The 12302-nt window shown below is 73.3% G+C and carries 11 protein-coding genes; 9 read left to right on the top strand and 2 right to left on the bottom strand.

The annotated features are described in order from the left end of the window. Nucleotides 1-194 precede the first annotated feature (194 nt). Both RCO28_RS02970 and RCO28_RS02975 read left to right on the top strand, forming a co-directional pair. On the top strand, nucleotides 195-1220 hold the full coding sequence (locus tag RCO28_RS02970; protein WP_308939311.1) for an NlpC/P60 family protein: 1026 nt from the start codon (nucleotides 195-197) through the stop codon (nucleotides 1218-1220). 291 nt (nucleotides 1221-1511) lie between these two features. Beyond that, nucleotides 1512-2699, top strand: a complete 1188-nt coding sequence (locus tag RCO28_RS02975; RefSeq protein ID WP_308939312.1) for a hypothetical protein — start codon at nucleotides 1512-1514, stop codon at nucleotides 2697-2699. Here the strand turns inward: RCO28_RS02975 and RCO28_RS02980 are convergent. Then, nucleotides 2675-3943 (bottom strand): glycosyltransferase family 87 protein, encoded by a 1269-nt coding sequence (locus tag RCO28_RS02980; protein WP_308939313.1) that lies wholly within the window; start codon nucleotides 3941-3943, stop codon nucleotides 2675-2677. The genes RCO28_RS02975 and RCO28_RS02980 overlap by 25 nt on opposite strands. A gap of 69 nt (nucleotides 3944-4012) precedes the next feature. On the opposite strand from RCO28_RS02980, the gene RCO28_RS02985 reads away from it, so the two are divergent. Further along, nucleotides 4013-5155, top strand: coding sequence for a glycosyltransferase family 4 protein (locus RCO28_RS02985; RefSeq protein ID WP_308939314.1), 1143 nt, complete (start codon nucleotides 4013-4015; stop codon nucleotides 5153-5155). Nucleotides 5156-5264: 109 nt separating this feature from the next. On the opposite strand, the gene RCO28_RS02990 is transcribed toward RCO28_RS02985, so the two are convergent. Next, on the bottom strand, nucleotides 5265-7073 hold the full coding sequence (locus tag RCO28_RS02990) for an AMP-dependent synthetase/ligase (protein WP_308939315.1): 1809 nt from the start codon (nucleotides 7071-7073) through the stop codon (nucleotides 5265-5267). A gap of 319 nt (nucleotides 7074-7392) precedes the next feature. Here RCO28_RS02990 and RCO28_RS02995 point away from each other — a divergent pair, with 319 nt between their 5' ends. The 6 genes from RCO28_RS02995 (at nucleotide 7393) to RCO28_RS03020 (ending at nucleotide 12253) form a co-directional block, all read left to right on the top strand. Further along, complete coding sequence (locus RCO28_RS02995) at nucleotides 7393-8160, top strand: metallophosphoesterase (RefSeq protein ID WP_308939681.1); 768 nt, start codon at nucleotides 7393-7395, stop codon at nucleotides 8158-8160. A gap of 94 nt (nucleotides 8161-8254) precedes the next feature. Continuing rightward, the gene (locus tag RCO28_RS03000) at nucleotides 8255-8692 is read left to right on the top strand and encodes an SRPBCC family protein (RefSeq protein ID WP_308939316.1); all 438 of its coding nucleotides are present in this window, start codon (nucleotides 8255-8257) and stop codon (nucleotides 8690-8692) included. A gap of 23 nt (nucleotides 8693-8715) precedes the next feature. Beyond that, nucleotides 8716-9861, top strand: coding sequence for an ArsA-related P-loop ATPase (locus tag RCO28_RS03005; RefSeq protein ID WP_308939317.1), 1146 nt, complete (start codon nucleotides 8716-8718; stop codon nucleotides 9859-9861). An 86-nt stretch (nucleotides 9862-9947) separates the two neighbouring features. Then, nucleotides 9948-10382, top strand: coding sequence for a DUF5304 domain-containing protein (locus RCO28_RS03010; RefSeq protein ID WP_308939318.1), 435 nt, complete (start codon nucleotides 9948-9950; stop codon nucleotides 10380-10382). A gap of 77 nt (nucleotides 10383-10459) precedes the next feature. Beyond that, complete coding sequence (locus tag RCO28_RS03015; RefSeq protein ID WP_308939319.1) at nucleotides 10460-11413, top strand: ROK family glucokinase; 954 nt, start codon at nucleotides 10460-10462, stop codon at nucleotides 11411-11413. 90 nt (nucleotides 11414-11503) lie between these two features. Continuing rightward, the gene (locus RCO28_RS03020) at nucleotides 11504-12253 is read left to right on the top strand and encodes an endonuclease/exonuclease/phosphatase family protein (RefSeq protein ID WP_308939320.1); all 750 of its coding nucleotides are present in this window, start codon (nucleotides 11504-11506) and stop codon (nucleotides 12251-12253) included. The last annotated feature ends 49 nt before the right edge of the window (nucleotides 12254-12302 follow it).

Genomic DNA, 12302 nt, shown 5'->3' on the forward strand with positions numbered 1-12302 from the left:
CTCTTCGGCCGGGATACGAGTCCCGGGCCCGGCCCGTGAAGCAGGAACCCGCCGGGAGCCGCTCCGCGCCGCGGAACGGCAGACCGGAACCGTGGCCCCGGCCGCGGCGGACGTCCGCACCGCCGCTGTTCCCCTGGCAGTTCCGCCGCCGCGAGGCGGTGGACGCAGCGGCGAGGGAAGGAGAGACGTACCCCGTGGCGTCCCATCGCCGTCCTTCGCAGCTCGGTCCCGGCCGTGACCGCAGCACCCGCGCGGCCCTGCTGTCCGCCGCCGCGGCCACCGCGGCCGCCGCCCTCACCGCACCGACCGCCACCGCCGACCCGCAGGCGACCCCGGCCGCCACCAAGGCCGAGGTCGACCGGCTCTTCGAGGAGGCGGAGCGGGCGACTCAGGCGTACGACAAGGCGGACGAGCGGGCCGACCGGCTGCGTCGCGAGATCGCCCACGCCAAGGACAGCGTCGCCCGCGGCCAGGAGCGCATCAACACCATGCGGGGCGCGCTCGGTTCGCTGGCCGGCGCGCAGTACCGCTCGGGCGGCATCGACCCGACGCTCGCCCTGATGCTCTCCGAGGACCCCGACGGCTACCTCGCCAAGTCCTCGACCCTGGACCGGATCAACGCCCGCCAGGCCGCGAAGCTCGACAAGCTGCGTACCGCCCAGCGCGAACTCGCCCAGGAACGCGAGGAGGCCACCGGCAAGCTCGCCGACCTGGAGGCGTCGAGGAAGGCCGTCGCCCGGCACAAGCGCCAGGTCGAGGCCAAGCTCGCCAAGGCCCAGCGGCTGCTCAACTCCCTCTCGCCCGCCGAGCGCGCGGCCTTCGCCGAGGGTTCCGGCGCCGCCGGGATCCCCGCGCTCACCGGCACCCCGTCCTCGGACCGGGCCGCGGCTGCCGTCGCCGCGATCCGCCAGGCCATCGGCCGCCCGTACGTCTGGGGCGCCAACGGGCCCAACGGCTTCGACTGTTCGGGCCTGACCCAGTGGGCGTACGGGCAGGCGGGAGTCGGACTGCCGCGCACCTCGCAGGGCCAGCGGGGCGCGGGCCGCCAGGTCTCCCTCGCGGAGGCCCGGCCCGGCGACCTCGTGACGTACCGCGACGACGCGAGCCACATCGGGATGTACATGGGTGGGGGGCAGGTCGTGCATGCCCCGTACCCGGGGGCGTCGGTGCGGTATGACCCGGTCGGGATGATGCCGGTCTCGGGCGTCACGCGGGTCTGAGCGCGCCCCGCTCGCCGTGGGGGCTGCGGCGGTTTCGCGGCTTGCTGCCGCCCGTGGCTTGTCGCGCAGTTCCCCGCGCCCCTGGGAAAGCGCCCACTGGCCGTGGGGCGGTGGGTTTCGTTCGCGGCTTGCGGTCCGTCGGTGGCCGGTTGCGCAGTTCCCCGCGCCCCTGGATGAGCGCCCGCTCGCCGTGGGGCTGCTGGGTTCGTTTGCGGCTTGCGGTTCGGCTGTGGTTGTTCGCGCAGTTCCCCGCGCCCCTTTCAGGGCTTCCAGGCTCGTACGATCGGTGGGATGGCGGGTCGGGCGTGGTGCGGGCGGATGGTGGGGGCGGCTCTGGTCGTGCTCCTCCTCGGCACGTCCTGCTCCGCGCCGGACCCGCAGGACTCCGCCGCCCGCGCCGTCGAGGGGCTGCTGCAGCGGCGCGCGGAGGCCGTGCTCGACCGGGACGAGGAGGCGTACGAGGCGACCGGCGGGGCCGACGACGAGTTCGACCACCTCGCGCAAGTCCCGCTCAGCTCCTGGGAGTACCGGCTCACCCGGCTCGACCGCACCCGCACCGGCGCCACCGCCACGGCCGCCCTCGACTACCGCATCGCGGGCCACGACCGCGCCCCGGTCACCGTCCAGCGCACCCTCGACCTGAGCCGGCGCGACGGCCGCTGGTACGTCGAGGCGGAGCGGCCGGCGCCGGACGGCGGGGAGCAGCTGTGGGAGCAGGGCGAGGTCACGGCGGTGCGCGGCGAGCGCAGCCTGGTCCTCGGCGTGGGCCAGGGCGAGGCCCGGCTGCGCCGGTACGCGGCCTTCGCCGACCGCGCGGTGCCCGCCGTGCAGGGCGCGTGGGGGCGGGGCTGGCCGGGACGCGTCGTGGTCCTGGTGCCGGACTCGACGAAGGACATGGCGGGGCTGCTCGGCGCCTCCGCCTCGGCGTACCAGGGCATAGCGGCCGTCACCACGGGCGAGTCGGGCGGCGGCGGGACGGCCCCCGCGGACCGGGTGATCGTCAACCCCGAGTCGTACGACCTGCTCGGGGACTTCGGCAAGCAGGTCGTCCTCACCCACGAGACCACCCATGTGGCGACGCGCGCGGCCACCTCGAAGGCGACCCCGCTGTGGCTGTCGGAGGGCTACGCGGACTGGGTCGGGTACCGGGGGACGGGCCGCAGCGCCGAGCAGGCGGCGCCCGAACTGCACCGCGAGGTGCGCGCCGGACGGGTGCCGGAACGGCTGCCGGACGACGCGGCGTTCGGCTTCGCGGGCGACGCGGCCCGCCTCGCGCGGGCGTACGAGAGCGGCTGGATGGCGTGCCGGATGATCGCCGAGCAGCACGGCGAGAGCACGCTCGTCGACTTCTACCGGAAGGTCGGCGCCCATCCGCAGCGCCACGGCGCGGTCGCGGACGCGCTGCGCGACGTGCTCGGCCTCGGCCCGGAGGCGTTCACCCGGGAGTGGCGGGACTACCTGCGGCGCGAGCTTGGCTGAACGGTCCCGTCGTCCCGGGAGTCGGTCAACCGGCCGGTCCGTACGGGCTGTTGGGGCACCCGGCGGGTTCCGGTGCGGACCGGTTCGGTCACCGTCTGACGCCACAGGGTGCGGCACGCGGTCACGGTCGCGGCGACCAGGAGGCCGTTGCGGACCACGAGCAGCGTGAGGCCGAGCGCGTCGCCGGCCACCACGTGCGCGAACCAGACGGGGAACTCCAGGAACGTGACGCCCGTGGCGGCGAGGGTGAGCAGGGCAGGCGTCCGCATCCGGCCCGCGCGGTAGGAGAGGCAGACGGCCGCGAGCCCCACGAGCCACAGCAGGTACTGCGGGCTGATCACCCGGCTCGTCGTCGTGAACAGCAGCACCGCCGCGAACGCCGCGTCGCCCGGCGTGCTCGGCGCCCAGGAGCGCGCCCGCAGCCGCCACAGCAGCAGCCAGCCGAAGCCGAGGACCGTCAGCACCTGCGCGGCGCCGCTCACCAGCGGCACGTACGGGCCGATGAACTCCACCGAGCCGTAGTTGAGCTGCGGTCGGCCCGGCCAGCCGAAGGCGCGCGCGACGTGCAGGACCAGGGCGCCGACCGACTCGACCTCGATGCCCCGGTCGCGCTGGAAGTCCAGGAAGGCGAGCGCGCCCGGCATCGCGGCGGTGAAGGCGAGCAGCAGGCCGAGGGCGGTCAGCGCCGCGGCCGTCCACGCGCGGCGCGTGCCGGGCCCGCGCGGGACGCCCAGGAGCAGCAGCGCGGGCCAGACCTTCAGGAGGGCCCCGAAGGCGGCGAGAACGGCGAGCACGCGCGCGTGCCGTACTCCCACGAGCAGCGCCAGTACGGCGACGGCGGTGACCATCAGGTCGTAGCGCGCGTACGCCGTCGGCCCGAGCAGCGGCACCCCCACGGTCCATGCCCAGGCCCCCGCCGTACGGCGTCCGGGGCGGGCGCCCGCGTGCCGGAGCAGGGCGAGCACCGCCGCGTCGCACCCGCAGCACAGCGTGAAGAACGCCGTCGGGTAGTCGAGGAAGGGCAGCAGGCCGGGGGAGAGCACGGCGAGCGCGGCGGCGGGCGGGTACTGCCAGGTGACGTCGTCCAGCGGGAAGGTGCCGGTGCGCAGGATCTCGTACCAGCCGCGGTAGATGATCTCCACGTCGCTGGTGACGTCCGGGCCCGGCACCGTGACCACCTTCAGGACGCAGAGCAGGAGCAACGTCCGGGTGGCGAGCCAGAGGGCCAGGAGCCGCAGATGCACGGGGGGTCATGATGCCGGGCGGGTATCGGCCGGGGCGTGAGGCGCGGCCGTTCGGTACTGTCGGCGGCGATGCACAAGACCCTGATCGTGACCAACGACTTCCCGCCCCGCCCCGGCGGCATCCAGGCCTTCCTGCACAACATGGCGCTGCGCCTGGACCCGGACCGGCTCGTCGTCTACGCCTCCACGTGGAAGCGCGGCCGCGAGGGCGCCGAGGCCACCGCGGCGTTCGACGCCGAGCAGCCCTTCACGGTCGTACGCGACCGCACGACGATGCTGCTCCCGACGCCCCGCGTCACCCGCCGCGCGGCGGGCCTGCTGCGCGAACACGGCTGTACGTCGGTGTGGTTCGGGGCGGCGGCGCCGCTCGGCCTGATGGCGCCCGCGCTGCGCAGGGCCGGTGCCGAGCGCCTGGTCGCCACCACGCACGGACACGAGGCGGGCTGGGCCCAACTCCCCGTCGCGCGTGGGCTGTTGGGGCGGATCGGGGAGTCCACGGACACGATCACGTACCTCGGCGAGTACACCCGCTCGCGGATCGCCCGCGCGCTCAGCCCCGAGGCCGCCGCCCGCATGGTGCAGCTCCCGCCGGGCGTCGACGAGAAGACCTTCCACCCGGGCTCCGGCGGCGACGAGATCAGGGCGCGGCTCGGCCTCAGCGAGCGTCCGGTGGTCGTGTGCGTCTCCCGGCTCGTGCCGCGCAAGGGTCAGGACACGTTGATCCGCGCCCTGCCCGCGATCCTCGCGAAGGTGCCGGACGCGGTGCTCCTGATCGTCGGGGGCGGCCCGTACGAGAACGACCTGCGGAGGCTCGCCGCGGAGACCGGGGTGGCGGAGTCGGTGCGGTTCACGGGCGCGGTGCCCTGGGCGGAACTCCCCGGGCACTACGGCGCCGGCGACGTCTTCGCCATGCCCTGCCGCACGCGCCGCGGCGGCCTCGATGTGGAGGGCCTCGGCATCGTCTACCTGGAGGCGTCGGCGACGGGCCTTCCGGTGGTGGCGGGCGATTCGGGCGGAGCGCCGGACGCGGTGCTCGACGGCGAGACGGGCTGGGTCGTACGAGGGGGTGCCCCCTCGGAGGCCGCCGACCGCATCGTCACGCTCCTCCAGGACCCGGAACTGCGCCGCCGTATGGGCGAGCGCGGGCGCGAGTGGGTCGAGGAGAAGTGGCGCTGGGATCTGCTCGCGGAGCGGTTGCGGGAGTTGCTGTAAACGCCGAGTTCCCCGTGCCCCGAAAGGGGCGCGGGGAACCGCGCGAGCAACCACAGCCGGGCCGCAGCCGCGAACGAGACAGCAGCCCTACGGCGAGTGGGCGCCCACTTCAGCTGGTGTAAAGCGCCTCGATCTCGTCCGCGTAATCCTTCGCGACAACGTTCCGCTTGAGCTTCAGGGACGGCGTCAAGTGCCCCGACTCCTCCGTGAACTGCGCGCCCAGGACCCGGAACTTCCGTACCGACTCCGCCTTGGACACCGCCGCGTTCCCGTCGTCCACCGCCTGCTGGATGGCGGCGAGCAGCTCCGGGTCGTCCCGCACATCCGCCGCCGACTTCGCGGACTTGCCGTGCTCCCCGGCCCAGCGCCCGATGAACTCCTCGTCGAGGGTGACCAGCGCGCCCACGAACGGCCGCCCGTCGCCGACCACCATGCACTCGGCGACAAGGGCGTGCGCCCGGATCCGGTCCTCGATCACCGCGGGGGCGACGTTCTTGCCGCCGGCCGTGACGATGATCTCCTTCTTGCGGCCGGTGATCGCGAGATAGCCGTCCTCGTCGAGGGTGCCGATGTCACCGGTGTGGAACCAGCCGTCGGACAGGGCCTCTTCGGTCGCGCCCGGGTTGTTCCAGTACTCCTTGAACAGGTGCTCGCCGTGCAGCAGCACCTCCCCGTCGTCCGCGATCCGCACGACCGAGCCGGGCAGCGGCTGGCCGACCGTGCCGATCTTCTGCCGGTCGTGCGGGTTGAACGTGGTGGCCGCGCAGGACTCGGTGAGGCCGTAGCCCTCCAGGACCGTGAAGCCGATGCCGCGGAAGAAGTGGCCGAGGCGCTCGCCGAGCGGGGCGCCGCCGGAGATCGCGGCCTCGCCGCGCCCGCCGAGCACGGCGCGCAGCTTGCTGTAGACCAGCTTGTCGAACGTCTTGTACTTGAGCTTCAGACCGAGCGACGGGCCCGACGGGGTGTCGAGCGCGCGGCTGTACGCGATCGCCGTGTCCGCGGCCTTGTCGAAGATCTTGCCCTTGCCGTCCGCCTGCGCCTTGGCCCGCGCCGAGTTGTAGACCTTCTCGAAGACCCGCGGCACACCGAGGATCAACGTCGGCCGGAATGAGGCCAGTTCGTCCGTGAGGTTCTTGATGTCCGGTACGTGGCCGAGCTTGATCGGCGCCAGCATCGGGGCGATCTGCACCAGGCGCCCGAAGACGTGCGCGAGCGGCAGGAACAGCAGCACCGAACACTCGCCCGTACGGAACAGCGGGCGGATCCGCTCCACGATGTTGCCGCACTCCGCGAAGAACGAACGGTGCGTCAGGACACAGCCCTTGGGGCGGCCCGTGGTGCCCGAGGTGTAGACGATCGTGGCCGGGTCGTCGGCCTTCGCGAGCGAACCGCGCTCCTCGACGGTCGCGTCGGCGACGTCCGCGCCCGCACGGCCCAGCTGGGCGAGCGCGCCCGCCTCGGGGGAGTCCGTCTCGATCTGCCAGACGTGTCCGAGGTCCGGCAGCCGGTCGCGCACCGACTCGACGGCCTTCGCGTGTGCGTCCAGCTCGACCAGGCAGGCCACCGCGCCGGAGTCGCCGAGGATCCACTGGACCTGCTCGGGCGAGCTGGTCTCGTACACGGGAACCGTCACCGCGCCCGCGCTCCAGATCGCGAAGTCGAGGAGCGTCCACTCGTAGCGCGTACGGGACATCAGGCCGACGCGGTCGCCGGGGCCGACGCCGGACGCGATCAGGCCCTTGGCGGCGGCGTGCACCTCGAAGAGGAAGTCCTTGGCCGAGACATCGGTCCAAGTGCCGTTGACCTTGCGGCCGATGACGGCAACATCGGGGTGCTGCGCGGCATTGCGGCGGACGATGTCGGTCAGATTGCCGTCCGCGGGGACCTCATACAGGGCCGGAAGGCTGAACTCGCGCAAGACTGCTGCTCCTCATAGGGCGCCGGCGCCACGACGGTGTGCGATGCGACGGTGCGGTCCAAGATCGGGCAGGTGCTCGATGAAAACATGCAGGTGGGGTGCATCGAGCACGACTGGACTGCCCGGACGTTACCCATCAGTACTGCACTTTCGATAGGGGGGTCGGGCCAGATGTTCGCTGCGTCACATGTCGCGCCACGCCTCGTGGTGTTCCTTCGCGCACAGTAATCCACGCTTTGGGCGACTCGGAAGTAACCGCAGGTCCGGCGGCCTCTACCGACTCCGGACGGCTCGTCCTAGGGTGATCGGCATGCCAGGTATGCGGGTACATGTGGTGAGCGACGTGCACGGCAACGCGGAGGCGCTCGCCCGCGCGGGAGACGGCGCCGACGCGCTCGTCTGCCTCGGCGACCTGATCCTGTTCCTCGACTACGCCGACCACTCGCGCGGCATCTTCCCCGACCTCTTCGGCACGCGGAACGCATCGCGCCTGGTCGAGCTGCGCACCGCCCGCCGCTTCGACGAGGCCCGCGAACTGGGCGCGCGGCTGTGGGCCGGCCTCGACGTGGACCGCGCCACGGCCATCGAGAACGCGGTCCGCAAGCAGTACGCCGAGCTGTTCGCCGCCTTCCCCACCCCGACGTACGCCACCTACGGCAACGTCGACATGCCGGCCCTCTGGAGCGAGTACGCGGGCCCGGGCGTCACCGTCCTCGACGGCCAGCGGGCCGAGATCGGCGGCCGCGTCTTCGGCTTCGTCGGCGGCGGCCTCGAATCCCCGATGAGGACCCCCTTCGAGATCAGCGAGGACGAGTACGCCGCCAAGATCGAGGCCGTCGGCGAGGTCGACGTCCTGTGCACCCACATCCCGCCCGAGGTCCCCGATCTCGTGTACGACACCGTGGCCCGCCGCTTCGAGCGCGGCAGCCGCGCCCTCCTCGACGCCATCCACCGCACCCGGCCCCGCTACGCCCTGTTCGGCCACGTCCACCAGCCCCTCGTACGCCGTATGCGGATCGGCGCCACGGAGTGCGTGAACGTCGGGCACTTCGCGGGCACCGGAACGCCCTGGGCCCTGGAGTGGTGAGTGATCGGAGCGCGGTAGCCTTCACGCGGGCGGCGCGCACGTGGTACGCCGCAGATCACACCCTCGACGGAACCGCACCGGAGGAGCCACCGCGATGGCGGAACACACCAGCTCGAGCATCCAGATCGAGGCGGCGCCCGCCGACGTCATGGGGGTGATCGCCGACTTCGCCCGCTACCCGGACTGGACCGGTGAGGTCAAGGAGGCCGATGTGCTCGCCTCCGACGGACAGGGCCGCGCCGAGCAGGTCCGACTCGTCATGGACGCCGGAGCGATCAAGGACGACCAGGTCCTCGCGTACACCTGGACCGGCGACAGCGAGGTCAGCTGGACCCTCGTCAAGTCCCAGATGCTGCGCTCCCTGGACGGCTCCTACGCCCTCGCCCCCAAGGGCAAGGGCACCGAGGTCACGTACAAGCTGACCGTGGACGTCAAGATCCCCATGCTCGGGATGATCAAGCGCAAGGCCGAGAAGGTCATCATCGACCGGGCGCTCGCGGGGCTCAAGAAGAGGGTCGAGTCGGGCGCCTGAGCACCACGGGACAGGCCTGATCCATGGACACCCTCCTCGTCACCGGACCCGGCGGCAGCGGCCGCACCACCGTCGCCGCGGCCACGGCACTCGCCGCCGCGCGTGCCGGCCGGCGCACCCTGCTCCTGACCGCCGACCGGCACGACACCCTGCCCGCCGTCCTCGGCACCCCCGCGCCGGCCGGGCTCTCCGTGCGGTACGTGGACAGCGGCGCCCACTTCCGGCGCGAACTCCTCGCACTCCAGGACCGCGCGGCCACCGCCCTCGACATGTTCGGCGCCCAGCGCCTGGACGAGGAGGAGCTCACCGAACTCCCGGGCGCCGGGGAGCTCGCGCTGCTCCGTGCGGTCAGGGAAGCCGCCGCGGAGCCGTACGACCTGGTCGTCGTCGACCTGCCGCCCGCACCGCAGGCCCTCGCGCTGCTCGCGCTCCCCGCCCAGCTGCGCCGCTACCTGCGCCGGGTGCTGCCGCCCGAACGGCAGGCCGCCCGCGCGCTGCGCCCGATGCTCGCCCAGCTCGCGGGCGTCCCGATGCCCGCCCAGTGGCTGTACGAGACGGCCGCGCACTGGGACGAGCACCTCGCCGCCGTCCAGTCGGTCATCGAGGCCGACACCACCGCCGTACGCCTCGTCGCCGAGCCCGGTCCCGCCGGGGCCGACGCCGTGCACACCGCCGGCACCGGGCTCGCCCTGCACGGACTGCGCACCGAACTCCTCGTCGCCAACCGGGTGTTGCCGCAGGGCTCCGCCGACCCGTGGCTCGCCTCCGCCGCCGCGCAGCAGGACAAGACGCTGGCCGAGTGGCGGGACGCGTACACGCTGCACACCGCCGCTCACCTCGGCCGGGACCCGCACGGCGCCGACGACCTGGCCTCGCTCGCCCTGCCCGCTCCGGACATGACCCCGCGGCCCGTGCAGTGGCCCGTCGAGGACCGGCTCGCCGACGACGGCGTCCTGGTCTGGCGGATCCCGCTTCCCGGCGCCGTCCGCGAGGAGCTCGACCTGGTGCGGCGCGGCGACGAACTCGTCGTCACCACCGGTCCGTTCCGCCGCATGGTGCCGCTGCCGTCCGCGCTGCGCCGCTGCACCGTCTCGGGCGCGGGCCTCAGGGACGGGGAGCTGCGGATCCGCTTCACGCCGGACCCCGGGCTCTGGCCCCAAGGGCGGTGAACGGCATACCGCCGTTCGGGTAACGTCGACAGTAAGCAGTCACCGTACGCAGCCACGTACCGCCCAAGCCGCCGCAGGAGCCTCCCATGAGCGACACCGAGCGCACCGGACCCGAAGCCGACGCCTGGGAGAAGGCCTGCGCCGAGGACCTCGCCGCCGAGCAGGCCCGCCGCCGCGCGCAGCACGGCTCGGCGGAGCCCGGCTCCGCCGCCGAGGAACTGCGCAGGCTGATGGACGCCGTCGCCGACAAGCTCTCCGCGTTCCAGGCCCCGATCGCGGGCACCGCCGCGCAGGGCGCCGTGCAGCACTTCATGGAGCAGGCCAAGGCCGCCGTCGAGCCGGTCATCGAGCGCAACCCCGAGGTCTTCGACCACCTCGCCAACGCGGGTTCCGAGCTGCTCGCCGCGTACCGCAGCGCCGTCTCCGGTCACGAGCGCCGCTGGACCGCGGGCCCGGACGAGGCGGGGCCCGGCGAAAAGCCCGAGTCGGGCAGCGGCGGGGAGCACATCGACCTGGACTGAGTCCGGCCGACATGGACCGAGTCCGGCCTCGGGTACGGTTGCCCCTAGCGGGGCTCGAACCGAAAACTGAGGGACACATGGGACTCACCATCGGCGTCGACATCGGCGGTACGAAGATCGCGGCCGGCGTGGTCGACGAAGAGGGCAGCATCCTCTCCACCCACAAGGTGCCGACCCCCCACACGCCTGACGGGATCGTCGACGCGATCGTCTCGGCCGTCGAGGGCGCCCGAGCCGGCCACGAGATCGTGGGCGTCGGCATCGGCGCGGCCGGATACGTCAACCGGCAGCGCTCCACGGTGTACTTCGCGCCCAATATCGACTGGCGCCAGGAACCGCTCAAGGAGAAGGTCGCGGCCCGCGTGGGCCTCCCGGTCGTCGTGGAGAACGACGCCAACGCGGCCGCCTGGGGCGAGTACCGGTTCGGCGGCGGCAAGGGCCACCGCAACGTCATCTGCATCACGCTCGGCACCGGCCTCGGCGGCGGCATCATCCTCGGCAACGAGCTGCGCCGCGGACACTTCGGCGTGGCCGCCGAGTTCGGCCACATCCGGATGGTCCCGGACGGCCTGCTCTGCGGCTGCGGCTCGCAGGGCTGCTGGGAGCAGTACGCCTCCGGCCGCGCCCTCGTGCGGTACGCACAGCAGCGCGCCAACGCCACCCCGGAGAACGCCGAGATCCTCCTCGGATACGGCGACGGCACCCCCGAGGGCATCGAGGGCAAGCACATCTCCATGGCCGCGCGCCAGGGCGACCCGGTCGCCGTGGACTCGTACCGCGAACTGGCCCGCTGGGCCGGGGCCGGTCTCGCCGACCTGGCGTCGCTCTTCGACCCGTCCGCGTTCATCATCGGCGGCGGGCTCTCGGACGAGGGCGAGCTGGTCCTCGACCCGATCCGCAAGTCGTACAAGCGCTGGCTCGTCGGCAGCAACTGGCGGCCCGTGGCCGAGGTCGTCGCCGCCCAGCTGGGCAACAAGGCGGGCCTGGTGGGCGCCGCCGACCTGGCGCGGCAGCCGGACCCGGTGATGTAGCACCGCCTCGTGCGCCTGTGGGCCCAAGCGCCTGAGACGCCCGTCGCCTCCTCCACGGAAGCGGCGGGCGTCTCGCGTACCGTGATCTTTATGACCGCCCTTCCCAACTCCCTTACAGAGCCGGACGGTTCGGCCGTCATCCGCGTCCTCAGCTACAACATCCGCTCGATGCGCGACGACACCGACGCCCTCGCCCGCGTCATCGCCGCCTGCGACCCCGACCTCGTCCTCATCCAGGAGGCGCCGCGGTTCTTCCGCTGGCGCAAGAAGCTGGCCCGGCTTGCCGCCGCGTCCGACCTGGTGATCCTCTCCGGCGGCGGCACGGCCGCCGGGCCCGCGCTGCTCTGCTCGCTGCGCGCCACCGTCGAGCGCACCGAGGACGTCCTGCTGCCGCTCACGCCCGGACTGCACCGGCGCGGCTTCGCCACCGCCGTCGTCCGCTTCGGCGAGGCCCGGCTCGGCGTCCTCAGCTGCCATCTGAGCCTGCAGACCGACGAGCGGTACGAGCAGGTCGGCATGCTTCTCGACCGGCTCGCGGGCCTCGGCACGGAGCACGCCGTCGCGGGCGGCGACCTCAACGACCGGCCCACCGGCCGCACGTTCCGGCGCCTGGCCACCGCCCTCCAGGACTGCTGGGCGGTGAAGCCCTGGGGCGGCGAGTACACCTCGATCCCGACGGACCCGCACCAACGCATCGACGCGATCTTCGCCACGGCGGGCATCGAGGTCCTCGGCTGCGGGGTGCCCTCCGGGCACGAGGGGGTGACGGACGCCGACCTCCGCGCGGCCACGGATCACCTGCCGGTGCTGGCGGCGCTGCGGGTGCCGGCGGGCGGGTGATTGTTCCCCTCCCCGCCCCAAAACCAGCCCGTCCGGCGTTTGAGGACGA

The organism is Streptomyces sp. LHD-70, assembly GCF_031157275.1.
In the GTDB taxonomy this organism is placed as follows: domain Bacteria; phylum Actinomycetota; class Actinomycetes; order Streptomycetales; family Streptomycetaceae; genus Streptomyces.

Excerpts from the sequence above, each read along its gene's own strand:
- RCO28_RS02975 (WP_308939312.1), top strand. The coding sequence starts at position 1,512 with ATGGCGGGTCGGGCGTGGTGCGGGCGGATGGTGGGGGCGGCTCTGGTC.
- RCO28_RS02985 (WP_308939314.1), top strand. The coding sequence starts at position 4,013 with ATGCACAAGACCCTGATCGTGACCAACGACTTCCCGCCCCGCCCCGGC.
- RCO28_RS02995 (WP_308939681.1), top strand. The coding sequence starts at position 7,393 with ATGCGGGTACATGTGGTGAGCGACGTGCACGGCAACGCGGAGGCGCTC.
- RCO28_RS03000 (WP_308939316.1), top strand. The coding sequence starts at position 8,255 with ATGGCGGAACACACCAGCTCGAGCATCCAGATCGAGGCGGCGCCCGCC.
- RCO28_RS03005 (WP_308939317.1), top strand. The coding sequence starts at position 8,716 with ATGGACACCCTCCTCGTCACCGGACCCGGCGGCAGCGGCCGCACCACC.
- RCO28_RS03010 (WP_308939318.1), top strand. The coding sequence starts at position 9,948 with ATGAGCGACACCGAGCGCACCGGACCCGAAGCCGACGCCTGGGAGAAG.
- RCO28_RS03015 (WP_308939319.1), top strand. The coding sequence starts at position 10,460 with ATGGGACTCACCATCGGCGTCGACATCGGCGGTACGAAGATCGCGGCC.
- RCO28_RS03020 (WP_308939320.1), top strand. The coding sequence starts at position 11,504 with ATGACCGCCCTTCCCAACTCCCTTACAGAGCCGGACGGTTCGGCCGTC.